The 24,400-nt window shown below is 72.1% G+C and carries 18 protein-coding genes and 1 pseudogene; 5 read left to right on the forward strand and 14 right to left on the reverse strand.

From position 1 onward, the window contains the following. Positions 1 to 104: 104 nt before the first annotated feature. The 13 genes from LZ604_RS15110 to LZ604_RS15170 all read right to left on the reverse strand — a co-directional run bounded on the left by LZ604_RS15110 (position 105) and on the right by LZ604_RS15170 (position 17,087). On the reverse strand, positions 105 to 1,442 hold the full coding sequence (locus LZ604_RS15110; RefSeq protein WP_234515610.1) for a PP2C family protein-serine/threonine phosphatase: 1,338 nt from the start codon (positions 1,440 to 1,442) through the stop codon (positions 105 to 107). Positions 1,443 to 1,445: 3 nt separating this feature from the next. Then, positions 1,446 to 4,154 carry a serine/threonine-protein kinase gene (locus LZ604_RS15115; RefSeq protein ID WP_234515611.1) on the reverse strand — a complete coding sequence of 903 codons (2,709 nt, stop codon included), beginning with the start codon at positions 4,152 to 4,154 and terminating at the stop codon, positions 1,446 to 1,448. Further along, entirely contained in the window at positions 4,151 to 5,473 is a 1,323-nt protein-coding gene (locus tag LZ604_RS15120) for a coiled-coil domain-containing protein (RefSeq protein WP_234515612.1), read from the reverse strand. The genes LZ604_RS15115 and LZ604_RS15120 overlap by 4 nt, the downstream gene beginning before the upstream one ends. A gap of 85 nt (positions 5,474 to 5,558) precedes the next feature. After that, complete coding sequence (locus LZ604_RS15125) at positions 5,559 to 6,563, reverse strand: glutamate ABC transporter substrate-binding protein (protein WP_234515613.1); 1,005 nt, start codon at positions 6,561 to 6,563, stop codon at positions 5,559 to 5,561. Positions 6,564 to 6,598: 35 nt separating this feature from the next. After that, positions 6,599 to 8,002 carry a GlnX family signal transduction membrane protein gene (locus LZ604_RS15130; protein ID WP_372482141.1) on the reverse strand — a complete coding sequence of 468 codons (1,404 nt, stop codon included), beginning with the start codon at positions 8,000 to 8,002 and terminating at the stop codon, positions 6,599 to 6,601. Between the two features lie 243 nt (positions 8,003 to 8,245). Then, positions 8,246 to 9,268, reverse strand: coding sequence for an N-acetylglucosamine kinase (locus LZ604_RS15135; RefSeq protein WP_234515614.1), 1,023 nt, complete (start codon positions 9,266 to 9,268; stop codon positions 8,246 to 8,248). Further along, positions 9,259 to 10,524, reverse strand: a complete 1,266-nt coding sequence (locus LZ604_RS15140) for a 6-phospho-beta-glucosidase (RefSeq protein WP_234515615.1) — start codon at positions 10,522 to 10,524, stop codon at positions 9,259 to 9,261. The genes LZ604_RS15135 and LZ604_RS15140 overlap by 10 nt, the downstream gene beginning before the upstream one ends. Before the next feature lie 6 nt (positions 10,525 to 10,530). Beyond that, on the reverse strand, positions 10,531 to 11,424 hold the full coding sequence (locus LZ604_RS15145) for a carbohydrate ABC transporter permease (RefSeq protein ID WP_234515616.1): 894 nt from the start codon (positions 11,422 to 11,424) through the stop codon (positions 10,531 to 10,533). Between the two features lies 1 nt (position 11,425). Continuing rightward, positions 11,426 to 12,367, reverse strand: a complete 942-nt coding sequence (locus tag LZ604_RS15150) for a carbohydrate ABC transporter permease (RefSeq protein WP_234515617.1) — start codon at positions 12,365 to 12,367, stop codon at positions 11,426 to 11,428. Between the two features lie 2 nt (positions 12,368 to 12,369). After that, complete coding sequence (locus LZ604_RS15155; RefSeq protein WP_234515618.1) at positions 12,370 to 13,707, reverse strand: ABC transporter substrate-binding protein; 1,338 nt, start codon at positions 13,705 to 13,707, stop codon at positions 12,370 to 12,372. Between the two features lie 80 nt (positions 13,708 to 13,787). Continuing rightward, positions 13,788 to 14,999 (reverse strand): ROK family transcriptional regulator, encoded by a 1,212-nt coding sequence (locus LZ604_RS15160; RefSeq protein WP_234515619.1) that lies wholly within the window; start codon positions 14,997 to 14,999, stop codon positions 13,788 to 13,790. A gap of 178 nt (positions 15,000 to 15,177) precedes the next feature. Beyond that, entirely contained in the window at positions 15,178 to 15,795 is a 618-nt protein-coding gene (locus tag LZ604_RS15165) for a Uma2 family endonuclease (protein WP_234515620.1), read from the reverse strand. Positions 15,796 to 15,995: 200 nt separating this feature from the next. Beyond that, positions 15,996 to 17,087: a mechanosensitive ion channel family protein gene (locus LZ604_RS15170; RefSeq protein ID WP_234515621.1), complete on the reverse strand. Its 1,092-nt coding sequence runs from the start codon at positions 17,085 to 17,087 to the stop codon at positions 15,996 to 15,998. Between the two features lie 309 nt (positions 17,088 to 17,396). Here LZ604_RS15170 and LZ604_RS15175 point away from each other — a divergent pair, with 309 nt between their 5' ends. From LZ604_RS15175 to LZ604_RS15195, 5 genes and pseudogenes are all read left to right on the forward strand, one after another. After that, positions 17,397 to 17,933, forward strand: a complete 537-nt coding sequence (locus LZ604_RS15175; RefSeq protein WP_234515622.1) for an HNH endonuclease — start codon at positions 17,397 to 17,399, stop codon at positions 17,931 to 17,933. A gap of 436 nt (positions 17,934 to 18,369) precedes the next feature. Beyond that, positions 18,370 to 18,630: a hypothetical protein gene (locus LZ604_RS15180; RefSeq protein WP_372482142.1), complete on the forward strand. Its 261-nt coding sequence runs from the start codon at positions 18,370 to 18,372 to the stop codon at positions 18,628 to 18,630. Beyond that, a complete protein-coding gene (malQ, locus tag LZ604_RS15185) occupies positions 18,631 to 20,733 on the forward strand; it encodes a 4-alpha-glucanotransferase (protein ID WP_234515623.1) in 2,103 nt (700 codons plus the stop codon). 48 nt (positions 20,734 to 20,781) lie between these two features. Next, on the forward strand, positions 20,782 to 21,021 hold the full coding sequence (locus LZ604_RS15190) for a hypothetical protein (protein ID WP_234515624.1): 240 nt from the start codon (positions 20,782 to 20,784) through the stop codon (positions 21,019 to 21,021). 117 nt (positions 21,022 to 21,138) lie between these two features. Further along, positions 21,139 to 21,648, forward strand: a pseudogene (locus LZ604_RS15195) (FAD-dependent monooxygenase); the annotation flags it as partial. Between the two features lie 159 nt (positions 21,649 to 21,807). On the opposite strand, the gene pepN reads toward LZ604_RS15195, so the two are convergent. After that, positions 21,808 to 24,390: an aminopeptidase N gene (pepN, locus tag LZ604_RS15200; RefSeq protein WP_234515625.1), complete on the reverse strand. Its 2,583-nt coding sequence runs from the start codon at positions 24,388 to 24,390 to the stop codon at positions 21,808 to 21,810. Positions 24,391 to 24,400 lie beyond the last annotated feature (10 nt).

The following is a 24,400-nucleotide window of genomic DNA, read 5'->3' on the forward strand; positions in this document are numbered from 1 at the left end:
CCCCTCGAGGACCCCACCGGCGTGGGGTGATGACTGGTTACGGACCGGTCCCCTCCGGTCCTGGGGCCGGTCCCCGCCGGCCATGGGCGTGTCCGGGACGCCCGTCAGGCGGATCCTGCCCTCTGCGGCAGGGCCGGGAACGGGAGCACCGCCACTGTTACGTTGTCGTGGCCCCCGCCGTCCAGGGCGTGGCCCAGCAGCACCCGGGCGGCGTGCAGCGGCCGGCGCTCCGCGTCGGCCGGTACCACGTCGGCCATCTCCTCGGCGGCCTCGGCGTAGTTCCACAGACCGTCCGTGCACACCACCACCACACCCGGCCGGTCCGGCTTGAAGCAGGCGGTGTGCGGCTCGAGTTCGTAGGCGTCCGCGCCGAGCCAGCCCGTGATCGCGTGGGCGCGCTCGTCGGCGTACGCCTCGGCCTCGCTCATCAGGCCCGCGGCGACCATCTGCGCGGCCCACGAGTCGTCCTCGGTGAGCCGGGCCGGGGGAGCGGCGCGGTCCACGGGGACCCAGTAGGCGCGGCTGTCGCCGACCCAGCCGACGACGAGCAGGCTCGCGGTGACCACGGCGCAGACCAGGGTGCACGCGGGCGCGTTCTGGTGCGGGGTGTGCTCCTGCGCCGTCTCCGGTTCCGTGGCCAGCGCGTTGACGGCGTGCGAGGCGGCGACGATCGCGTCGTGCACGGCCTGCTGGGGGTGGGTGCCCCGCGGCAGGGCCTCGAGGAGCGCCTCGTTCGCGGCCTGGGCGGCGGCCAGGGAGGCGTCGTCGGGGCGGGTCGCCGAGGACACGCCGTCGCAGACGACCGCGACGACCGCGGGCGAGCCGTCGGGCAGCGCGGTCCGGGAGAGCGCGAACGCGTCCTCGTTGCGGTGGTGGCGAAGACCGCGGTCGCTGACCGCGGCGACCGCGCCCAGCTCCTGCTCCATGTGGTCCCGTTCGCGTGGCTGGGCGTGGCCGCAGTGCTCGCAGTAGCCGTCGCTGTCCACGGTGCCGGCGCGGCAGGCCACGCACACCTTCGCATGGGCGGCGGGGACCGCGAGGGCCGCGGTGCGCGGGTCGACCGGCTGGGGCGCCGCAAGGGCGTAGTCGTCCGGCTCCGACGGCCGGTCGAACTGTACGCCCCGGGAGCCGCCCTCGGCCGGGGCCGCCGCGGGGAGGTGCTCACCGCCCGAGTCGGTGCCCGGGAGGTCCGTCGGAAGGTGCACCGGGGCGGGCGCGTCCGGGCCGCCCGGCGGCGGGGCGGCGGGCCAGTCCACCGGGACGGCCTCCGAGGCCGGGTGCGGCACCATGCCGTTCATGGTCAGGGTCGGCGTGTCCGACGGCGGGGCGGGCACCACCGACAGGTCGTACCCGCAGGCGCCGCAGTAGCGGTCGCCCGACTCGAGGGGCTCCTCACAACTGGGGCACCTGGAAAGGGCCGTCGGCTGGGGCATCTGCGACATCGATCACACCCACGTCCGGGGGCGGTAACGGTTGGCACGTTCCACCAGGTCGATCCTCTCCTCGCCGCCCTGCGCGAGCCTGGCCAGCGTCCGGTACGAGCGCTCCAGACCGAAGCGGAGGCCGCGCTCGTCGAGATCACTGCCGAGCAGCGCCCGCCCACCCGCCGCGGACGGCGCGGCTCCCTGGCTACCGGAGAGTACCCAGTCCAGGGCACAGCCGAGGACCTCTGTGGACAACTGCTCCCGGCGCACGGCGTCCAGACCGTAGGCCTCCAGTGCCTGGACCTGTCCCGCGGCGGCCACGAGGTCGTCCAGGAAGGCCGGGTCGGGTCCTTGGTTCGTACGCTGCCGCAGCCGCGCCCGTACGGCGGCGACACGGGCCGCGGTGTAGTGGATGGACGCCTCGGGCACCGACTCCAGCGTGCGTACGGCGCCCCGGCGGTCGCCCGTCGCGAACTGGACGCGGGCCAGGCCGAACGCCGAGCTGACGTAGCTGGGGTCGGTGGTCCACACGAGCCCGTAGTACTCGGCCGCGTTGTCGAGCTGGCCGAGCACCTCCGCGCACAGGCCGAGGGCCAGCTTGGGCGAGGGCTCGCCGGGGAAGGCGTCGTAGACGGCCTCGAAGGACAGCGCTGCGGCCTCGTGGTCCCCGGTGACGAGCGCGGTGACGCCGCGGTACCAGACGACCCGCCAGTCGTCGGGGTGGTCCGCCTCCAGGGCCGCGAGCGCCCGACCGGCGCTGTCCGTCTCGCCCATCTCCAGGCGGGCCCGCAGCTCGCGCAGCCGTAGCTCCGGGGAGGTCGCCGGTGCGGCGCGCAGCGCGGCGATCAGCTCCGTGGGCGCGGAGGTCATGAGACCGGCGAGGAAACCGGCGTTGGGGTCGTCGGGGTCCACGTGCGGCACCGGCAGGGCGAGCGCGGCCACGGCGGTGTCGACCGCCTTGACGACGGCCGGGGACCCGGGGTTCGCGGCCCCGGAGGCGCCGGCGGCCTCGCCGCTCGCCACCAGGGCTCCGCCGCCCCTCGACCCGGACCCCGCCGGACCGACGACAGCGGCACGGGAACCGGAGGCGGGAGCAACCGCAGGGGAAGGCGAGGACGGCGGGGAAACAGGGGCGGACGGGAAAGGCGGGGGTGCGGAGGCGACGGCGGACGGCGCTCCGGCGGAGGCCGAACCCGCGGACGCACCCGCGGCCCTTGCGGTCCTGCCGCGTCGTGCCGGCACCACTCTCGCCCCGAGCCGCGACACGTCCCCGTCCACCCCCGGGAACAACTCCGTGTCCGTCACTCTGACTTCCGGACCGAACAGCGTCGACAGGGCGGGGCGTGGCCGGCCGGTCTGGAGGGCGACGACCTCCCGCAGCACTCCGGTCAGCTGTTCCGACATCTCCTGCGCGGAGGCGAACCGGCGGGCGGGGTCGGGGTCGGTGGCGCGGACCAGCAGCCGGTAGAAGGACTCGTACCGGCGGAAGACCTCGACGGTGCCGGGGTCCGGAAGCGAGTCCACATGGACGGTGGTGTAGCCCGGGAAGTCTAAGGTGAGCACCGCGAGGGTGCGCGCGACCGTGTAGAGGTCGCTGGCCACCGACGGGCCGACCTCGGCGACCTCGGGCGCCTGGTAGCCCACCGTGCCGTAGATGGCCGACTCGTCGTCGTCCATCCTGCGCACCGCGCCCATGTCGATCAGCTTGAACCGGTCCTCGGTCTGGATCGCGTTGTCGACCTTGAAGTCGCAGTAGAGGAGGTTGCGGCTGTGCAGATGCCCGAGCGCCTCCAGCGCCTCGATGCCGTAGGCGCACGCCTGCTCCACCGGCAGCGGATCACGTCGTCCGTCCGGTGTGCGCCGTTCGTTGGCGATCTCCTTCAGCGACTTGCCGCCCACGTACTCCATGACGATGTAGCCGTCGAGGGAGCCGGTGCGCTGGTCGAGGTGTTCCACGAAGTTGTAGATGCGCACGATGTTGGAGTGCTCGATCTCCGCCAGGAACCGCCGCTCGGAGATCGCCGCGGCCATCGCGTCCTGGTCGCCGGTGTCCAGCAGGCCCTTGAGGACGACCCACCGGTCGGAGACCGCACGGTCCACCGCCAGGTAGATCCAGCCGAGCCCGCCGTGCGCCAGGCACCCCACGACCTCGTACTGGCCGTGCACGATGTCCCCGCCGTGCAGCTTCGGCACGAACGAGTACGGGTGGCCGCACTTCGTGCAGAACCCCTCGGTGCGCCCGGGGCGGTCGCCGCGGGCCCGCCCCACCGGGGCACCGCAGTCGGAACGCGAGCAGAACCGCTTGCGCTCGGGCACCTCGGGGTTCTCCAGCACCATCGCCCGCGGGTCGGGCCGCGGTACGTCCGGGACCTGCACCAGGCCCAGGCCGAGCCGGCTGCGCCCGGAACTCCCGGCCGTCGAACCGGAGCTGCGCACCGACACCGACCGGGCGGCGGACCCGCCCGTCAGCCGCCCCGACACCGAGCGCCGGGACTGCGACGACCGGGACGAGCGGGACGACGTACGGGAACTCGGCCCCGATGCGCCGCTGCCCGGATCCCCGGATCCCCCGCCGCCCGCGGCGACGCCCGGGGCCGCCGCGCCGGTCGCCGTCCCGGCCGAGACGACCGGCGCAAGACCGCACGTGTCGCAGTACAGTTCGCCGCCGCCCATGTCCTCGTACGTGCCCTCGCAGCCGGGCCGCTGGCACGTCTGCCCTGCCTGACTCATGCTTCCCCCCTCCGGTCGGCCGGTTCGCCCTGCCGGGGAACGCGCTGGCCGAGCAGTTCCGCGACCGCCTGCTGGTAGCGCAGCACCGCCTGCTCGGCGACCCGCAGGTCGCAGGGCGCGCTCCACAGCATCCGGCGGGCCGCGTCGTAGCGCTCGATCAGCAGCGGGTCCTCCGCGAGCCCGTGCCGGGCGACCTTCGCCTTGTACGCGTCGAGGCGGCCGCGCAGTTCGGCGCGGACCGCGAGCGGCGCGGTGACCGCCGTCAACGACTCCCGGGCACGGAGCAGTTCGTCCTCCGCCCGCTGCTCCAGGGACTCCAGGAGCGGTGAGAGACGGTGCCACTGGGCGTGTCTGCGGTACTCGGCGGCGGTCGCCAACTGCTCCTGCAGCGCGGTCGGCGGGCCGCTGACCGCGGGCACCTCCGAGGCGGCGATCTTCGCGAGGACCTCGCCGCGCGCACTGCGCGCCTCGGCGAGCGTGCGGTCCGCTCGGCTGAGCAGGTCACGCAGCTTGACCAGCCGCGTCTCGGCGTCCTGACGGACCGTCAACACGGCGTCGATCTCGCGGCGTACGTCCTCCAGGGCGCGCGCCTCGCGGTCGTAGGTCGCGGTGTCCGGCCGGCCGCCGCCCGGCGCCGAACTGCCCTGCGCGGGGAGCCAGTACGCCAGCGGGTCGGAGATCACCTGCTCGCGCAGTTTCGTCAGCGTGCGCGTGATCCGTTCCAGGTCGTCGCCCGCCGGGTGCTCGCCGGGGCGCACACCGACGGAGTGCGCGAGCCGGCGGGTGCGTTGCAACTCCGCGGCCAGTAAATCGATCCGCGCGGGCAGCGCCGACCACACCGCGTCGGCGGCGACGACCATGTCGAGCGAGGAGGCGTACAGCTCGTTCATCCGTTCCACCAGCTCGGCCAGTGTGAACTGCTCGCTCAGCCTGCCGGTGCCCGTGATCGCCGGTACGTGCGCCGTCGCCGTGGCGCCGCCCGCGACGGTGACGCTCGCGCCACGCAGCAGCTCGGTCAGCTCGGCCAGGTCCTCGCGGCTGGACCAGCGCCGCCGTGCGCGGACGTCGCGCGCGGTGCGCAGCGTGTCGGTGTAGGCGTCGAAGTACGCCCACAGCAAGGTGATCGACGCCTCCGTCGACGTCCAGCGCTCCTTGGTGACACCGGTCAGCTCGGCGCCTTCGAGGAGTCTGCGGCCCGCGTGGTCCTGGAGAGCGAGGAGCGAGGTCTCTATGGCCTCGTGCTCCGCGCCGAGCCGCGCCAGCGCCCGGTCCACCTCGTCCCGGTCCATCACCGGCCCGGTGGGTCCCGTGACGCCCATCGATCACCTCTCGCTCTCCTCGTGCCCGCGCGTGGGTCCGGTGCGCCGGGTCAACACTCCAGTGGTACCAGGTCGGTTGCGTCGGTCAGGAGGCCGGTGGCCGCGAAGACGCCGAGTCGGGTCCCAGCGTCGCGGACAGCCACTTGGTGTACGAGGCCTGCCATCCGCTCCCGAGATAGTCCACCAGCACCTGGTTGACCCGCCGCACCAGATCCTCGGCGCCCTTGTTCATCGCCACTCCGTAGTACTCGGTCGTGAAGGGCTTCCCCTTGAGTTCGACGGTCGGGTCCTGGGCGGCCTGACTCGCGGCCAGCGCGCCGTCGGTGACGACCGCGTCGACCTCGCCCAGCTGGAGTTCGACCAGGCAGTCGAGCTGGTTGGGGACCGTGGTGGAGATGTCGGCGGACGTGGGGAGCCTGCCGGACTTCTTGTCCTCGGTCAGCCTGGTGTTGGCCGTGGAGCCCTCCGCGGAGCAGATCCTCTTGCCGGCGAGGGACTTGTCGTAGCCCGTGATGCCGGACGCCTTCGGCGCCAGAACCTGCTGGCCGGTGACGAAGTAGGGGTCGGAGAAGGCGACTTCGTCCAGCCGGTCACAGGTGATCGTCATGGTGCGCACCACCATGTCCACCTGCCCGCTTCTGATGGCGGGGATGCGCTGGTTGGTGGGAATGGCGTGGAAGCGGACGGCGTTGGGGTCGCCGATGATGCGGCGTGCGATCTCGCGGGCGAGATCGATGTCGAAGCCCTCCAGGTCGCTGCCCCGGGTGTTGGGGTCGCGGTAGCCCCAGCGGTAGCTGTTCTGGTCGACACCCACCGACAGATATCCGCGTTTCTTGATCTCGCGGACCTTCGGGCCGCTCTCGTCACCGGACGGCGGAGGGCTCCTCCGCTCGGGGTGCCCGCCGCAGTCGTCCGCCTTGGCCTGGGTGGCCTCGGCCAGGCCCTGGCCGCCGATGCCCGGGGAGCCGTCCCGGCCCGCGCGGGCGAGCGGCAGGGACAGCGCGAACACCAGAGCGAGGGCGCAGGCGAAGACCATCGCGCCCACACCGCCCCAGCCCCTCAGGCTCGCCCTCAGGCGGCGTCCGATCATCGTCGCTCCCCCTCTCACCGGTCCTTGGAACGCTCTCACCGGTACTCCGAAAGCCTGCGCCCGATGCCCAGCACCGCGCCCGCCGCAGCCAGCAGCGCGAGAACCGCCGAGCCCAGCGGGAGTCCGCTCATCGCATCCCGGCCATCGCCCGCCGCCTGCTCGAACCGGCTCTCCTCATGGTCCAGCGCCTTCGCCAGATTGGCGTCCACGCTGTCGAAGCACTCGCCCGTCGGCTGGTCCGCCTTGGACCCGACGACCTTGTTCAGGGCCGCCTGGTAGTTGCCGTCGTCGTCGGCGGCCCGGGCCTGGTCATGGCGCTGCTGCCAGACCTTCATACTGCCGGCGGCGGCCGCGACGGGCCGATCGCCGGCCTGGTCGTCGGCGAGGGATCCGGCCTCGGCGAGATGGGCGGAGAGCGCCTTCATGTCCTGCGCATACGCGTAGTCGTACGCGTCCAGAACCCTCCCGTTGGCCAGCTTCCTGGTCTCGGCGCCACGGCTCACCAGCGTCAGGTTCTCGTTGCCGCGTGCGTTCAGGGAGGCGATGCGCGCGTCGTGCAGCACGTTCAGGGAGCGGACACCGTGGTCGTAGGAGGAGTTCAGCCCGGCGCGCGCGACGCTGTGGCCGACCACCAGCCACATCAGGGCGATCGCGCAGGCGGCGGTGGCGGCGACCAGGCCCTGGTTCAGCACGCGGTTGGTGCGCAGGAAGTGGCGCCGCTGGACCCAGCCGAGCGCGGCCAGCGCGAGCACGCCGAGGACGATGGCGAACCAGGGGTACGGGGTCGCGTCCGCGTAGTCGGAGCGCAGCCGCTGGTTCTCCTTGGTGTACAGGTCCTGCGCGGCCGGCAGCATCTGCCGCTGCATCACCTCGTTCGCCGCCCGCAGATACGCCCCGCCCACCGGGAAGCCCTGCCGGTTGTTGGCGCGGGCCCGCTCGACCAGGCCCTTGTACCGCGGGAGCAGCTTGTTGAGCCTGGCGATGGTGTCGGCGGCGGGGGAGCCGGACTCGGCGCCGGCGGCCGCCGTGACCAGCCCAGCGGCGGCGGTCTCGATGTCCCTCTCGTACCGTCTGGTGGTCGCGACCGGCTCCTGACCGCCCGCCAGGAAGCCGCTGGACGCCGCGGTGTTGGCATCCGCGAGGGAGCGGTAGATGTCGGCGGCCCCGGCACTCAGCGGCTGGCTGCTGTGCAGCACGTCGTCGGCGGCGTGGGAGCGGTCGCTCATCTGCCAGGCGGTGACGGCGCCGAACGCGACGACGAGCACGGCGAGGACGGCACCGATGACACGCAGCCGGCCGGGCTCGGTGGTCGCGGCGGCCCGCAGCCGGTCCGCGCCCTCGGCGAAGGCCGTGCGGCGCGACGCCGGAGCCCCGGCCGGTGTGGCGGGTGGCATCGTGGGCGCCCCCGGTGGCGCACCGGCCTGCTGCGGATGTGTCACTTGACCTCCCCCACGGTCATCCGTCGGTCACCTCCGCCCGGTGCGCGGGAGCGGACGCAGGTGCACGGCGGCAAGTATCGCCGTCGGAACCGGCATCCGAACAGGTCTTTATACGATCTTGTTTCCGGATCGCAGTGTTTGTGCGGAACGCCGGGCTCGCGGGCCCCCGTCGGACCACCCCTGCCCATGAATACGCCGCGTGCGGGTGTTCGGTTCCCCCGGGTGCGGCAAGGCGTCCGCCGCCTACGCCCCCAGCGTCCCTCTCGCCCCCTGCGTCCGTCGCGCCCCTCCCGCCCCTCGCTCGTAGTATCCCCGCAGCCGCACATGGGCCTCCCGCGAAGCCCCTGCACGGTCCAGCCCGAGGAGGGCGGCGCCGAGCACCGGACGGACCGTGACCACCTGGGGGACCGCCTTGGGGGCGCGGGCCGCCAGCAGTTCCCTGACCCGGTCGTCGAGCTGGGGGTGGCGGGCGGTCAGGACGCTGCCGCCGAGCAGGACCGGCGCCTCCTCGTCGAGGAGGTCCAGCCTGGTCAGCGCGACCGCGGCCATCGCGACCACCTCCTCCGCGAGCCGGTCGACGAGCGCGCGGGCCACCGGATCGCCGTCCCGGGCCGTGGCGAACACCACCGGTGTCAGCTCGTGACGCCGCTCGTGCGCGATGTGCTCCAGGTGCAGCGCCTCGATGAGCGCGTACATGGAGCCGAGCCCGAAGTGCCCGGGCAGGGTGCGGGCCAGGGCCGTGGGGCCGCCCCGCCCGTCCTCCGCGCGCGCCGCCCACCACAGGGCCTCCTCCGCCAGACCCCAGCCGCCGCCCCAGTCGCCGGAGATCCGGCCGATCGCGGGGAAGCGGGCGGTACGGCCGTCGGGACGCATGCCGACGCAGTTGATGCCCGCGCCGCACACGACCGCCACCCCCCGGGGCTCGGCGACACCGGCCCGCAGGATGGCGAAGGTGTCGTTGCGCACCTCGACGGTGGTGCCCCAGGCCCGCGCGTCCAGCGCGGCCGCCAGCCGCTCCTCCTCCACGGGAAGGTCGGCGTTGGCGAGACAGGCCGAGACATGGCCGGCCGAGGTGACCCCGGCCTCCGCGAAGGCCCGCGCCACGGCGTCGGCCAGCACGTTCACGGCCGTCTCCACGCCCACGGCCGGAGGCCGGAACCCCCCGCCGCGCGCGGTGCCGAGCACCTCTCCGTCGGCGGCCACGACGGCCACGTCGGTCTTGCTGTTGCCCGCGTCGATGGCGAGGACGCTTGCGGTCAGGCCCACGCGAGGTGCTCCCGGTTGTGCGCGATCAGCTGGTCGGTGAGGGTGTCGGCGTAGGCGTGCTGGCCGATCAGGGGGTGGGCCAGCAGCGCCCGGAACACCCGGTCCCGGCCCCCGCGCAGTGCCGCCTCCAGGGCCAGCTCCTCGTAGGCGGTCACGTTCGCCGTCAGCCCCGCGTACAGCGGGTCCACCGCGGGCACCGGCAACGGGGCCGGTCCCTGCGGCCCGACGGCCGCCTGCACCTCGATCACCGCGTCGTCCGGCAGAAAGGGCAGCGTCCCCTTGTTGTGCGTGTTCACCACCTGGTACGGCGAACCCCCGCCGCCCAGCAGGGACGCGGCGAGGTCCACGGCCGCCTCCGAGTAGTAGGCGCCGCCCCGCTCGGCCAGCAGCGCCGGCTTCTCGTCGAGCGAGGGGTCCGCGTACATCCGCAGCAGCTCCCGCTCCATGGCTGCCACCTCCGCGGCCCGGGACGGCTTGGTGCGCAGCTCTCGTACGACCTCGTCGTGTGCGTAGTAGTAGCGCAGGTAGTACGACGGGACCACGCCGAGGCGGTCCACGAGGGAGTGCGGCAGACGCAGGTCGCCGGCGATGGTGTCGCCGTGCTCGGCGAGCAGCTTGGGCAGCACGTTCTCGCCCTCGGGGCCGCCGACACGCACACCTGTCTCCCAGGTGAGGTGGTTGAGCCCCACATGATCGAGGTGGACATCGGCGGGGGCGACGCCGAGCAGGGCGGCGAACTTGCGCTGGAAGCCGATCGCCACGTTGCACAGCCCGACCGCCCGATGGCCCTCCTGAAGGAGGGCACGGGTGACGATGCCCACCGGGTTGGTGAAGTCGATGATCCAGGCCCTGGGGTTGGTGCGGCGGACGCGTTCGGCGATGTCGAGGACCACCGGCACCGTGCGCAGCGCCTTGGCCAGGCCGCCCGCGCCGGTCGTCTCCTGGCCGACGCAGCCGCACTCCAGCGGCCAGGTCTCGTCCTGCTCCCGCGCGGCCTGGCCGCCGACGCGCAGCTGGAGCAGCACGGCGTCGGCGCCCTCGACGCCCGCGTCCAGGTCGTCCGTCGTCACGATGCGCCCGGGGTGCCCCTGCCGGGCGAAGATGCGCCGGGCCAGCCCGCCCACCGGCTCCAGCCGTTCGGCGGCCGGGTCGACGAGGACGAGCTCCTCGACGGGCAGGGTGTCCCTCAGCCGGGCGAATCCGTCGACGAGTTCGGGTGTGTAGGTCGAGCCTCCGCCGACCACGGTGAGTTTCATCCGGTGTTAGCCCTTCACTCCGGTGAGCGTGACGCCCTCGACGAACGCCTTCTGGGCGAAGAAGAACACGAGGATCACGGGGGCCATGACCAGCACGGTCGCGGCCATGGTGAGATTCCAGTCGGTGTGGTGCGCGCCCTTGAAGGACTCCAGGCCGTAACTGAGCGTCCATGCGGCCGGGTTTTCCGAGGCGTAGATCTGCGGGCCGAAATAGTCGTTCCAGGCGTAGAAGAACTGGAACAGCGCGACGGCGGCGATGCCCGGCCGCGCCATGGGCAGGACCACCTTCAGCAGCGTCCGCAGGTCTCCGCAGCCGTCGACCTTCGCCGCGTCCAGGTACTCGTTCGGGATGGTCATCAGGAACTGGCGCAGCAGGAAGATCGAGAACGCGTCGCCGAACGCCATCGGGATGATCAGCGGCCACAGCGTGCCGGACAGATCCAGCTGCTTGGCCCAGAACAGATACATCGGGATGATGATCACCTGAGGCGGCAGCATCATCATCGAGATCACCAGCATCAGGGACAGATTGCGGCCCCGGAAGCGGAACTTGGCGAGGGCGTAGGCGACCGGGATCGACGACACGACGGTCAGGACGGTGCCCAGGCCCGCGTAGATCAGCGTGTTCTTCCACCAGGTGAGGAAGCCGGGGGTGTCGAAGACCTTCCGGTAGTTGCCCCACTCCCAGGTGTGCGGGATCAGGTCGCGGCTGAGTGCCTGGCTGTCGCTCATCAGCGAGGTCAGGAACACGAACACGAAGGGCAGCGTGAAGAAGACGGCGGCGGCCACGCCGAGGGAGTGGACCGCGATCCACTCCAGCAGCGCCCTGCGGCGGGCGGTGCGTGCGGCGGGGGAGGCGGTCTCCCTCAACTTCACGGGTTGGTCGAGTACTTGGGCCACGTCAGTCACCAGCCAGGTTGAGACCGCCCCGGCGCCGCATCAGGAACGCGGTGAACACCATCGACAGGGCGAAGAGCACGAGCGCGACCACACAGGCGGAGCCGTAGTCGAAGCGCTGGAAGCCGAGGTTGTAGACGAGCTGGGGCAGGGTGAGCGTGGACTTGTCGGGATAGCCCGGCTCGAACTGAGTACCGGCGCCCTGGATGACGCCCGAGGCGACCTTCCCCGCGATCAGCGGCTGCGTGTAGTACTGCATCGTCTGGATCACGCCGGTGACCACGGCGAACATCACGATCGGCGAGATGTTCGGCAGGGTGACGTAGCGGAAGCGCTGCCACGCCGACGCGCCGTCCAGTTCGGCCGCCTCGTACTGCTCCCTCGGCACGTCCAGCAGCGCGGCCATGAAGATGACCATCAGGTCGCCGACACCCCACAGGGCGAGCAGGGTGAGGCCGGGCTTGGACCAGTCGGGGTCGTTGAACCAGCCCGGCGCCGGAATGCCGATGCCGTCGAGGATCGAGTCGACCGGTCCGGTGCCGGGGTTGAGGAGGAAGGCGAAGGCCATGGTGGCGGCCACGGGCGGCGCCAGGTAGGGCAGGTAGAAGAGGGTGCGGAAGACGCCCGTGCCCGCCTTGATCTTGGTGATGAGCAGGCCCACACCGAGTCCGAAGACGACCCGCAGGCTGACCGCGACGACCACGAGCCACAGGGTGTTGCGCAGCGCCGGCCAGAAAAGGGGGTAGTTCCGGAAGACGTACGCCCAGTTCCTCGTCCCGCTCCATGCCGGCGGCCGGAAGCCGTCGTAGTGCATGAAGGAGAAGTAGACGGTCGAGATCAGGGGGTACGCGAAGAAGATCGCGAAGCCGATCAGCCAGGGCGACATGAAGGCGGCCGTGCGCAGGGCCGCCCGGCGGCGTTTGGAGGCGAGGGTGAGGGTGCTCATCGTCACTTCGCCTGCGCGATGTCCGTGTCGATCTGCCGGGCCGTGCTCGCCAGGCCCGCCTTGAGGTCCCTGGTCTTGCCGCTCTCGTAGTCGTAGCCGAACTGCTGGATGGTCACGAGGTACTGGCCGCCGTTGATCGACGCGGGGGTCGTGGTCGAGTCCGGGTTCGCCGCGATGTCCAGGAACGTCTTGAAGCGGGGGTCGTACTTCAGCTTGGGGGACTTCAGTGCGGCCAGGGTGGAGGGCACGTTGTGGATGTCGTTGGCGAAGCCGACCACCGCGTCCGTGTCGGTGGTCAGGTACTTCACCAGCTCCCAGGCCGCGTTCTGCTTCCTGCTGGTGGCGGCGATGCCGGCGATGGTGCCGGTGATGTAGCCCTTGCCGTACCGGGACGCCTGGTCGTCGGGCACGGGCAGCGGGGCCACCCCGATCTCGAAGGCCGGCCTGGCGTCCAGGGCCATGCCCAGGCGCCATTCGCCGTCGAGCTGCATGGCGACCTGACCGGTGTGGAAGGGGTGCTTGGGGCCCCATTCGTCACCGAGCTGGGAGCGGTACTTCTCCAGCTTCCGGAAGCCGCCCAGTTCGTCCACGAGCTTCTTCTGGAGGGTGAAACCGGCCGCGAAGGCGGGGTCCTTGGCGAGGTTCGACTTGCCGCTGGAGTCGAAGTACGTGGGAGAGAACTGCGCGAAGTAGTGCTCGGTGGTCGTCTCCCAGCCGTGGTAGTCCGGCATGAACCCCAGCTGCTTGTAGCCGTCCCCGTCGGGGATCGTCAGTTTCCTGGCGTCGGCCTCGAACTCGGACCAGGTCCTGGGCGGGGCCGCGATGCCCGCCTTCTTGAAGGCGGTCTTGTTGTAGTAGAGCCCGTAGGCGTCGCCCAGCAGCGGCACCGTGCAGCGGTCGCCGTCGAACCGGGTGTACTCGTTCATCGCCTTGGGGAAGGTCGTGGCCGGGTCGATGTGCGACTTCTCGAAGAAGGGATTCAGATCGACCAGGGCCCCGGACGAGCAGAACTTGCCCACGTTGTTGGTGGTGAAGGACGAGATCACGTCCGGCGCCTTGTCGCCGCCCGTGCGCAGCGCCTGGTTGATCTTGTCGTCGGTCATGTTGCCGACGACGTTGACGTGGATGTTGGGGTGCGCCTTCTCGAAGCCGTCGATCAGCGACTTCACGCCCTTCACCTCGTTCGGCGCGCTCCAGGCGTGCCAGAAGTTGATGGTCGTCTCCTTGGAGGCGTCGTCGGTCGGGCCGGAGTCCGACTGGCCGGTACAGGCGGTGGCCAGGAGCGCTATGGAGGTGGAGGCGGCGAGAGCAAGAGCCGCTTTTCGTGACACTTCGGGCATGGCTGGGTCTCCCTGGGGCGGGCGGGGCGATGAGGGAAGGGGGGTGGTGCGAGGGGTCGGCTAGGGGGTCGGCTACGAGGTCAGCGCGAGGTGTCGAAGACCTCGTCGCGGGTGGTCGCGAGCGCGCTCTCAAGGGCGCCGCGCAGCACGGGGTGTTCGCGTACGTCGCCGAGGACGAGGCGCGGCCGGGACGCGGCCAGCTCCTCCAGTTCGGCCTGGAGCAGGGTCCGCAGCGGCTCGCCCCCGGCCGTGAGCGAGGCGCCGCTGAGGACGACGAGTTCGGGGTCGAGCACGGAGACGAGGGCGGCGAGACCTGTGGCGAGCCGGGTCGCATACGCCTGAAGCAGGCGCCTGAGGGGGCCCGAGGCGCTGTCGGCGCCCTGGGCGACGAGGGTGGCGGCGACCTCCGTGTACGGGCCGGACGGTACGTCCTCGACGCCGAGTTCGCGGGCCAGTCCCGGGAGGGCCTGGGAGCCGGCCAGCTCCTGGTAGCCGCCGCTGTTGGCCCGGGTCACCTGGCGGACCAGGGGTGCGCCGGGCACCGGCAGGAAGCCGACCTCCCCGGCGCCGCCGGTCCAGCCGCGGTGCAGCCGTCCGCCCAGGACGAGGGCGGCACCGAGACCGCCCTCGTTCCACAGCAGGACGAAGTCGTCGTGCCCCCTGGCCGCGCCCAGCCGCTGCTCGGCGAGGGCGACGAGGTTGACGTCGTTCTCGTACTCGACGGGCATCGGGAGGGCCGCGGCGAGTTCCTCGAGCAGTGTGGGGGAGTGCCAGCCGGGCAGGTGGGAGGCGTATCGGAGGCGGCCGGTGGTGGGGTCGAAGGCGCCGGGAGTGCCGACGACGACCCGGTGCACGTCGCCGAGGGCGAGCCCGGCGGCCTTCACGGCCCCGCCGAGCGCGTCGGTGACCTGCTGGGCGACGGGCCGCGCCGGGCGGCGGCCGGGGGTGGGCAGCTCGAACTCGCCGACCGTTCTGCCGGTCACGTCGGCGACGGCGGCGAGGATGCGCTCCGGGGTGACGTCGAGGCCGGCGACGTGGGCGGCGGCCGGGTTCACCACGTACAGCTGGGCGTTGGGGCCCGGGCGGCCCTCGCTCGTGCCGGTCATCAGGACCAGTCCGGCGGCTTCGAGCCGGGCGAGCAGCTGGGAGGCGGTGGGCTTCGACAGGCCGGTGAGCTTGCCGATGCGGGTGCGGCTGAGCGGACCGTGCTCCAGGAGGAGGTCGAGGGCGGCGCGGTCGTTCATGGCGCGCAGCACGCGCGGGGTGCCCGGCGTACCCGCGGATCCTGCCATGTGTGTCGCCACCTGCCTTTCAACGGCCCAGCTTCGCAGCGGGGCCGCCGGGAAGTCCACCGGGCACTGTTAGGAAAGTTTCCTATTGGTGAGAGGAAGGTAGGCCTGTGTGGCGATGGCGTCAATACCGGCCACGGGCGGCAACCAAAGCGTTACCTGCCCGACCGGCGGGCTTCGGTCAGCCCTCCAGGAAGGGAGCGGTGTCCAGGGTGGGGTAGGGGGCGGGCAGGGGGAGGGGGTGGCCCAGTTGGACCTTGACCTCTTCGGCGTAGTAGGCGTGGGTGGGGTCGTCACTCGGTAGGACCGGGTCGCTGTAGCAGTGGGCGGTCTTCGAGTTGCGGTCGATGAGCACGTAGGAGGGCACACCGGCGGCGGCATAGGCGCGGAGTTTCGGGCCCGTGTCAGTCTCGTGGTTCGTCGAGGTGACCTCCCCGACGAGGGCGACCATGTCGATGGGATACCAGCCCTTGTGGGCTCTGCGGTACGACTCGTCCAGCTCGGACGCCTTGCGGCGGCGGACGTAGAAGTCGGGGATGAGCAGCGCCATGGTGCTGCCGTCTTTCTGGGCTGCGCGATAGCCATTGCCCATGCCTGCCAAGTCGAATCCGGCGGTGTAGAACTGGACTGCGAGCTTGAAGGCGCCGTCGTTGTGGTTGTCGTTCGCCTGCGGCGGCACGATGGCCATCCCCTCGATGTACTCCGGCCGAGTCGGCGCCTTGGACGCCTCCTCGATCGCGATCAACAGGTCGATGGGGTCCTGCGTCATCACCGGCTCCATGATCGGGTCCGCGCTCATCGCTGGTTCTCCTCGTCGCGCTGGTGCCAGGCTACGCCCGTGCTGGGTGCCCCGGTGGGAGCATGCGCGACCTCGTCGGCCCACTGACCTGCAGAAGCGTTCCGGTTCACTCGAACGAGTGTGCTGAACCGTTCCGGCCCTCCCGTGCACACCAAAAGGCGGCCTCCGGAGCGTCCGGAGGCCGCCTGTCGGTCGGGCCGTCACCTCGCCGGGGGCCGCACCGGTGGGATCGGGGACGCCGCCTCAGACTCGGGCGAGGCGGTGTTCGCGTACGCCGAGGGAGGTGCGATCGTGGCCGCCGGATCGGCCGGCTCCCCGTCCATCGAAGCCGTGGCGCCGCCCACGATGCGGATGTCCGCCTCGTCGAACGCCCGCTTGACGCGCCAGCGCAGCTCGCGCTCCACCGTCAGCGCCTTGCCCGGCATCGTCTTGGCCGTGAGCCGGACCACCATCGAGTCCAGCAGCACACTGTCCAGGCCGAGCACCTCGATCGGGCCCCACAGCAGCTCGTTCCAGGGCTCGTCCTTGCTCATGCGCTCGGCCACCTGGTCGAGGGTCGCCTTCACCCGGTCCAGGTTCTCGCTCGCGCGGACCGTCACGTCCACCCCGGCCATCGCCCAGCCCTGCGAGAGGTTGCCGATGCGCTTGACCTCGCCGTTGCGCACGTACCAGATCTCGCCGCCGTCGCCGCGCAGCTTGGTCACGCGCAGGCCGACCTCGATCACCTCGCCCGAGGCCACGCCCGCGTCGATGACGTCGCCGACGCCGTACTGGTCCTCCAGGATCATGAACACGCCGGACAGGAAGTCCGTCACCAGGTTGCGGGCGCCGAAACCGATCGCCACGCCCGCCACGCCGGCGGAGGCGAGCAGCGGCGCCAGATTGATGTGGAAGGTGGACAGCACCATCAGTGCCGCCGTGCCCATGATCAGGAACGACGCCACCGAGCGCAGCACCGAGCCGATCGCCTGCGAGCGCTGCCTGCGGCGCTCCGCGTTCACCAGCAGACCGCCGAGGGCCGTGCCGTCCACAGCCTGGACCGTACGGCCCATACGGTCGATCAGCTTGGTGATCGCCCGCCGCACCACCACTCTCAGCACTGCCGCGATCACCAGGATCAGCACGATCTGCAGGCCGATCGCGAGCCACGTGGACCAGTTCTGCTCGACCCAGCTTGCGGCGTTGGTCGCGCTCTGCTGGGCGTCCTGGAGCGTGGGAACCGCAGGATCCGTCGTCTGTGAAGGCGACGGGGACGGCGCGGCGCCGGCGGCCGATAGGGCGGGCAAGGACACGACAGGTACCTCCATGTGCGGTGAAGCCTCTGACTCCGGAGCCCGTGGCCGAGGTCACGGAAAGGTCACCGGACGGCAGGAGCACCACACTAACGGGGCATCGTGTGGGGATCCCGCCGATGTCCCGAGGAGAGACCGTGCTCACCTGGAGAAGTAAGGGACCGCTCAGCGGGGGATGCTTCGGGTGTGGTCGAAAACACTCCCAGCCCGTTACCGGGACATGGTGGCGCTTCCACCAGGCATGAGGGGAGACTGGCTGCAGATCGTCCCGGCGCGAGCCACGCGCCGCCGGCGTACAAGGAGGCATCCGTGCCGCACGTCCTGGTCCTCAACGCGTCGTACGAGCCACTCGGCGTCGTACCGCTCCGCCGCGCGCTCGTCCTCGTCCTCGAGAACAAGGCCGTATGCCTCGAGGAGTCCGGCGCCTACATGCACAGCGCAACCGTCACTGTCCCCGCACCGAGCGTGGTCCGGCTGAAGCGATTCGTGCGGGTTCCCTACCGGGGGCCCGTTCCTCTTACCCGGCGTGCGCTCTTCGCGCGTGACGGCGGCCGGTGCATGTACTGCGGTGGCGTCGCAACCAGCGTCGACCACGTCATTCCGCGCAGCCGCGGTGGTCAGCACGTCTGGGACAACGTGGTGGCGTCATGCCGCCGCTGCAACCATGTCAAGGCCGACCGGCATCTCTTCGAGATCGGCTGGCGGCTCCGCCACAAACCGGCTCCACCCACCGGTCTGGCCTGGCGCATCATCGGCACCGGGCATAGGGACCCGCGCTGGCTGCCCTACCTGCAGCCGTACGGCGCGGACGACGCCTTGGCCCGGATCGACGGCATTTCCGCCTGACGGTCCGGGCCTTCGCGTTCCCCGAGCAGGCCCCGCGCCTCAGGCGCGGGGCCCTTCCGGGTGTGCCCCGCGCACGGCGTACAGGGCACCCCCGCCAGGAAGGCGGTGAGGGCGGCGGCCCCTGCCCCGGGCTGGGCGCCCGGCCGCATCGGCCAGGCCCACACCGTGACCGCGCGCCCCAGCCGGCCCCCTGTCCATCCCTGCGGGAGTGTGCTCCCGCCGAGCGCCACACCGTCACAAGGTGAGCCGCCGGAGCCGGGGGCCGTGGCGTGGCCCTTCGGCGGACGTGCCGTGTCCGGGAGCGTGCGGGTACCCCGTGCAACCCGGTACGGTCTGTGGCAAAACGCACGTTGTCCGTCCTCGTACGTCTGCGGGCGCGCCCACTGGGTAGGCCAGTTCTCGCCCGCATCCGTCGTACGACGACAAGGAGGCCCCCGTGGCCGTACCGGTACACCCCCCGCTCCCGGTCCTGTCCAAACGGGATTCCCCGCGCGACTTTCCGCGCGCCGCCGAACCGCCCGCCGACCCCGACACCCTGCTGTGCGTCCTCAGCGCGGAGGGCGCCTGCGCCGAGCTCCCGCTGACCAGTGAACCGCCGCTGCTCGACGCCGAGCCGCTGACCAGCGAACCCCCGCTCGCCGACGCCACGCCGCTGACCAGCGAGCCATCGGCCGGCCCGGACCCCACGGGGTTCTAGATGACGTCCGCCGCCCCCGGGCGCGACGGGACGCCACTGGCCCGGCTTGCCGCGCTGCACGGCGTCGCCACCTCCTACCGGCCGTCCGCGGACCGTACGGCCCGGGCGTCCGACGCCGCGGTCACCGCCGCCCTGGCGGCGCTCGGCGTCGACGCGAGGACCCCGGACGCCTTACGCCACGCCCTCTCCGCAGGCGAGGAAGAGCTGCGTGCACGACTGCTGCCGCCGACCGTGGTCGGCTGGGGCGGACGCCCGCCCGCCGCCCTCGCCCACCTCCCCGAAGGCACCCGCCTCAGCATCGAGACCGAGCAGGGCGAGACGCGCGCCTCGGCCGGGCGGCTCCCACCAGGCGTCCACATCCTGCACGCGACCACTCCCGACGGACGCACCGCCCAGGCCCACCTCGTCGCCGCGCCCGCCCGGCTGTCCGCGCCGCCCGGGCGCTCCCACGGACTGCTCCTCCAGCTGTACTCCCTGCTCTCCCGCCGTTCCTGGGGCATGGGCGACCTCGGCGACCTCACCGAGCTGACCGCCTGGGCGGGCCGGACGCTCGGCGCCGGCTTCGTGCAGGTCAACCCGTTGCACGCGGCCGTGCCCGGCACGCCCACGGACCCGTCCCCCTACCGCCCCTCCTCGCGCCGCCACCCCGACCCCGTGCATCTGCGCATCGAGGACGTCCCCGAGTTCCCCTACGTCGAGGACCAGGCCCGCCTGCGGGCGCTGCTGGAGCGCGCCGCGCGGCTGCGGGAGTCCGTCCTCGACAAAGGCGCGCTGATCGACCGCGACGCCGTGTGGGATCTCAAGCGTGAGGCGCTCGAACTCGTGCACGCCGTGCCCCTGGGACCGGGACGGCGCGCCGCGTACGCCGACTTCCTCGCCGACGGGGGCGAGGCACTCGAGGACTACGCCACCTGGTGCGCGCTCGCCGAGGTGTACGGCTCCGACTGGCACGCGTGGCCCTCGCGGCTGCGGGACCCGCGCTCGCCGGAGACGGCCCGCGCCCGCGCCCGGCTGATGGACCGGGTCGACTTCCACACCTGGCTCGCCTGGCTGACCGACGCCCAGCTCGCCACCGCCCAGCGCACCGCGCGGGACGCCGGGATGGCCGTGGGACTCATCCACGACCTGGCCGTGGGCGTGCACCCGGGAGGTGCCGACGCCTGGGCGCAGCAGGAGTACCTGGCGGCCGGCATCTCGGTGGGCGCCCCGCCGGACGCCTTCAATCCGCACGGCCAGGACTGGGGCCTGCCTCCCTGGCGCCCCGACCGTCTGGCCGCCTGTGGGTACGCCCCCTACCGCCGGCTCCTGCGCGCCCTCTTCCGGCACGCGGGGGCCCTGCGCATCGACCATGTCATGGGCCTGTTCCGGCTGTGGTGGGTGCCGCAGGGGCAGCCGCCGACGGAGGGGACCTACGTCCGGTACGACGCCGAGGCCATGCTCGCCGTGCTGGTCCTGGAGGCGGCTCGCGCGGGGGCACTGGTCATCGGTGAGGACCTCGGGACGGTGGAGCCGGGCGTGCGGGAGGTGCTGCACGAGCGCGGGGTGCTCGGCACCTCCGTCCTGTGGTTCGAACGGGACTGGGAGGGCTCCGGGCAGCCGCTGCCGCCCGAACGCTGGCGGGCCGACTGCCTGGCCACCGCCACCACCCACGACCTGCCGCCGACCGCGGCCCGGCTCACCGGCGACCACGTGGAACTCCGGGACCGCCTCGGCCTGCTGACCCGCCCCCTGGACCAGGAACGCGCCGCGGCGGCCGCCGACGCCCGTGAATGGCTCGCCCTGCTGACCCGGCTCGGGCTGCTGAAGGGTGCGAGCGGCGGGGGCCCGACGGCCTCGGAGGAACTCGAGGTCCAGGCCGTCCACCGCTTCCTGCTGCGCACCCCCGCCCGGCTGATCGGGGTCTGGCTCCCGGACGCGGTGGGCGACCGCCGTCCGCAGAACCTGCCGGGCACCTGGGACGAGTACCCGAACTGGCGTCTGCCGACAGCGGACTCGGACGGACGTCCGACGACCCTGGAGGACCTGGCGGCCTCACCGCGGCTGCACGCGCTGATGGACGTGGTCCGGGGCAGGGACCTCGCGCCCGGCTCCGAAGGCTCCTAGCGGACCCCCGGGCGCGCGGCGCGTTCCGGCGTTCGCTACTTTTGCACCGTGGACAAGAAGAACGCCCTGCGCGCCGGCGCCCTGGCCGCCGGTACGACGCTGATGATGCTGCTCATGTCGTCCCCCGCGCTCGCGCTGGCGCGCGACGACGGCGACGACCCCGGCAAGGGCCTGAACGTGGCCGAAACGCTGGGTCTCTTCGTCGCGGCGCCGATCGTGCTGTTCCTGGTCATCGCGGGTTTCGTCATGGTCACCGACAAGTCCCGCAAGCAGGCCGAGCAGGGCTGACGTCCCTGCGGCGAGCCGCGGATCCCGACCCGGGGTCCGACGGCCGTCCCCCTTTTCACCCACCTCGTCGAGGGAGTCCGCACACCGGCCCGGTGCGCGGACTCCCTCGACGTGTGTGCCTGCTGGATGTCCCGCTTCCACAGCGACGAGCGCCAGGCGGCCGCCTTTCGCGTCGGCCGGGTCTGCTCGCCGGGGACGCCGCGAAACTCTCCCGGAAGCTCGCCGCCGTACTGCGCGGCCACGTTCGCCCCGCCCTCCTCGACACCTACCGGTCCGAACGCCACCCCGTGGGCAGGTTGGTGCTGCGCAGCAGCGGCGGCGGCGTCGTCCGGCCGGCGATCGCCAGGCGCGGCGCCCACCCGTTGGCCGGCAGGCGCGCCCCCGATGTCGCGCTGACCACCGGACGGCTCTACGAGGCCCAGCGCGGCGCCGGTTCGTGCTGATCACCCCACCCCGCAAGGCCTTCGGGCGCGCGGACGCGAGGACCGGCTCGCGGTGGAGCACGGGGCGAGCGGGCGCCGCACGGCCGTGCCCGTGCGGCCTGACGCATACGTCGCCCGGGCGGCCGGGAACCCCGGCCCCGCGCCGCTCGAGGAAGCGCTGCCCGGCTGGACGAGCCGGGGCTGACGGCACGGCGGGGACGGTACCGCGAGCAGGCGACTCCGCTCGTCCGGGCCGGGGGCTCCGCCAGGGCCCGGACCGCCCCGGCACGGCCCAACCCCCGGCACGGCAGAGGGCGCCCGGCACACGCCGGGCGCCCTTCACATGACGAGGGTGCGGCAGCCGCTACGACCGCGCGGCGGCCGCGTCCGCGGCCTGCGCCCTGAGCGCCCGTTCGACGCCCGAACGCGACTCCAGGATCAGACGGCGCAGCGCCGGGGGCGGCTCGGCGGCGGCCAGCCACGCCTCGGTCTTCGCCGGCGTCTCCTCGGACACCTGGATCGACGGGTACAGCCCGACCACGACCTGCTGGGCCATCTCGTGCGAGCGGGCGTCCCAGATGTCCCTGACCACCTCGAAGTACTTGTCCGTGTACGGGGCGAGCAGTTCACGCTGGTCGGTCTGGACGAAGCCCCCGATCACCGCCTCCTGCACGGCGTTCGGCAGCTTGTCGGACTCGACGACCGAAGCCCACGCCTCCGCCTTGGCCTCGGGGGTCGGACGTGCGGCCCGGGCGGTGGCCGCGTGCCGCTCACCCGCCGCCGTCCTGTCCCGCTCCAGCTCGCCCGCGATCTCCGCCTCGTCGAAGCGGCCCACCGCCGCGAGCCGCTCCACGAACGCCCAGCGCAGCTCGGTGTCGACGACCAGGCCCTCGATCGACTGCGAACCGTCGAGCAGCGCCTCCAGCAGGTCCAGCTGCTCCGGCGTACGGGCGGTCGCGGCGAAGGCACGCGCCCAGGCCAGCTGGTGGTCGCTGCCCGGTTCGGCGGCCCGCAGATGGGCCAGGGTCGCGTCCGTCCAGCGGGTCAGCAGCGCCTCGCGCGCCGACGGGTCGGCGTACAGGTCGATCGCGAGCTTCACCTGGCGGTGCAGCGACTGCACCACACCGATGTCCGACTCCTTGGCGATGCCGGACAGCACCAGGGAGAGGTAGTCGCGGGCCGCCAGCTCCGCGTCCCGGGTCATGTCCCAGGCCGAGGCCCAGCACAGGGCGCGCGGCAGCGACGAGTCGAAGTCGCCGAGGTGCTCGGTGACGAAGGCGAGCGACTGCTCGTCCAGACGGACCTTGGCGTACGACAGGTCGTCGTCGTTGAGCAGGATGACGTCCGGGCGGCGCCGGCCCGCCAGTTGCGGTACGGCGGTCAGCTCGCCGTCCACGTCCAGCTCGATCCGGCCGTCCTCGGCGCGCCGCAGCTTGCCGCTCTCCGCGTCGAGGTCGTACAGGCCGATGGCGATGCGGTGCGGACGCAGGGTCGGCTCGCCCTTGGCTCCGGCCGGGAGCGCCGGGGCCTCCTGGCGGATGGAGAAGGAGGTGATGACCCCGTCCGCGTCCGTCTCGACCTCGGGGCGGAGGACGTTGATGCCCGCCGTCTCCAGCCACTTCCTCGACCAGGTCTTCAGGTCCCGCCCGGAGGTCTCCTCCAGGGCGCCCAGCAGATCGGACAGGCGCGTGTTGCCGTACGCGTGCCGCTTGAAGTACGCCTGTACGCCCTTGAAGAACGCGTCCATGCCGACGTAGGCGACGAGCTGCTTGAGGACCGAGGCGCCCTTGGCGTACGTGATGCCGTCGAAGTTGACGAGGACGTCGTCCAGGTCGTTGATCTCGGCCATGATCGGGTGGGTGGAGGGCAGCTGGTCCTGCCGGTAAGCCCAGGTCTTCATGGAGTTCGCGAAGGTCGTCCAGGAGTGCGGCCAGCGGCTCTGAGGGTGGTAGGCCATACAGGCGGCCTCGGCGTAGGTGGCGAACGACTCGTTCAGCCACAGGTCGTTCCACCACTCCATGGTCACCAGGTCGCCGAACCACATGTGGGCCAGCTCGTGCAGGATCGTGGCGGCCCGGCCCTCGTACGCCGCGTCCGTCACCTTCGAGCGGAAGACGTACTGGTCGCGGAAGGTGACCGCGCCCGCGTTCTCCATCGCGCCCGCGTTGAACTCGGGGACGAACAGCTGGTCGTACTTCTGGAACGGGTACGCGTAGTCGAACTTCTCCTGGAACCAGTCGAAGCCCTGGCGGGTCACCTCGAAGATCGCTTCGGAGTCCAGGAACTCGGCGAGCGACGGCCGGCAGTAGATGCCGAGCGGGACGGTCCGCCCGTCCTTCTCGTAGACGCTGTGCACGGAGTGGTACGGGCCCACGATCAGCGCGGTGATGTACGTCGAGATCCGCGGCGTCGGCTCGAAGACCCAGACGTCGTCCTTGGGCTCCGGGGTGGGCGAGTTGGAGATGACGGTCCAGCCGGTGGGCGCCTTCACGGTGAACTGGAAGGTGGCCTTGAGGTCGGGCTGCTCGAACGAGGCGAACACCCGCCGGGCGTCGGGCACCTCGAACTGGGTGTAGAGATAAGCCTGCTCGTCGACGGGGTCGACGAAGCGGTGCAGGCCCTCGCCGGTGTTGGTGTAGGCGCAGTCGGCGACCACGCGCAGTACGTTGCGGCCCTGAAGGAGGCCGGGCAGGGCGATCCGCGAGTCCTTGAAGACCTCGGCCGGGTCCAGGGCGTCACCGTTGAGTGACACCTCGTGGACGGCCGGGGCCACCAGGTCGATGAAGGACTCCGCGTTCTCGGCGGAGTCGAAGCGCACCGTGGTCACGGACCGGTAGGTGCCGCCCTCCTGCGCGCCGGAGAGGTCGAGATCGATCTCGTACGAGTCAACGGTGAGCAGCTTCGCCCGCTGCTGCGCCTCTTCGCGAGTCAGGTTTGTGCCAGGCACGCGGTCATCT

The sequence above is a fragment of the Streptomyces glomeratus genome (assembly GCF_021462825.1).
GTDB lineage: Bacteria > Actinomycetota > Actinomycetes > Streptomycetales > Streptomycetaceae > Streptomyces > Streptomyces glomeratus.

Excerpts from the sequence above, each read along its gene's own strand:
- LZ604_RS15110 (WP_234515610.1), bottom strand. The coding sequence starts at position 1,442 with ATGTCGCAGATGCCCCAGCCGACGGCCCTTTCCAGGTGCCCCAGTTGT.
- LZ604_RS15115 (WP_234515611.1), bottom strand. The coding sequence starts at position 4,154 with ATGAGTCAGGCAGGGCAGACGTGCCAGCGGCCCGGCTGCGAGGGCACG.
- LZ604_RS15120 (WP_234515612.1), bottom strand. The coding sequence starts at position 5,473 with ATGGGCGTCACGGGACCCACCGGGCCGGTGATGGACCGGGACGAGGTG.
- LZ604_RS15125 (WP_234515613.1), bottom strand. The coding sequence starts at position 6,563 with ATGATCGGACGCCGCCTGAGGGCGAGCCTGAGGGGCTGGGGCGGTGTG.
- LZ604_RS15140 (WP_234515615.1), bottom strand. The coding sequence starts at position 10,524 with ATGAAACTCACCGTGGTCGGCGGAGGCTCGACCTACACACCCGAACTC.
- LZ604_RS15150 (WP_234515617.1), bottom strand. The coding sequence starts at position 12,367 with ATGAGCACCCTCACCCTCGCCTCCAAACGCCGCCGGGCGGCCCTGCGC.
- LZ604_RS15155 (WP_234515618.1), bottom strand. The coding sequence starts at position 13,707 with ATGCCCGAAGTGTCACGAAAAGCGGCTCTTGCTCTCGCCGCCTCCACC.
- LZ604_RS15160 (WP_234515619.1), bottom strand. The coding sequence starts at position 14,999 with ATGGCAGGATCCGCGGGTACGCCGGGCACCCCGCGCGTGCTGCGCGCC.
- LZ604_RS15165 (WP_234515620.1), bottom strand. The coding sequence starts at position 15,795 with ATGAGCGCGGACCCGATCATGGAGCCGGTGATGACGCAGGACCCCATC.
- malQ (WP_234515623.1), top strand. The coding sequence starts at position 18,631 with ATGACGTCCGCCGCCCCCGGGCGCGACGGGACGCCACTGGCCCGGCTT.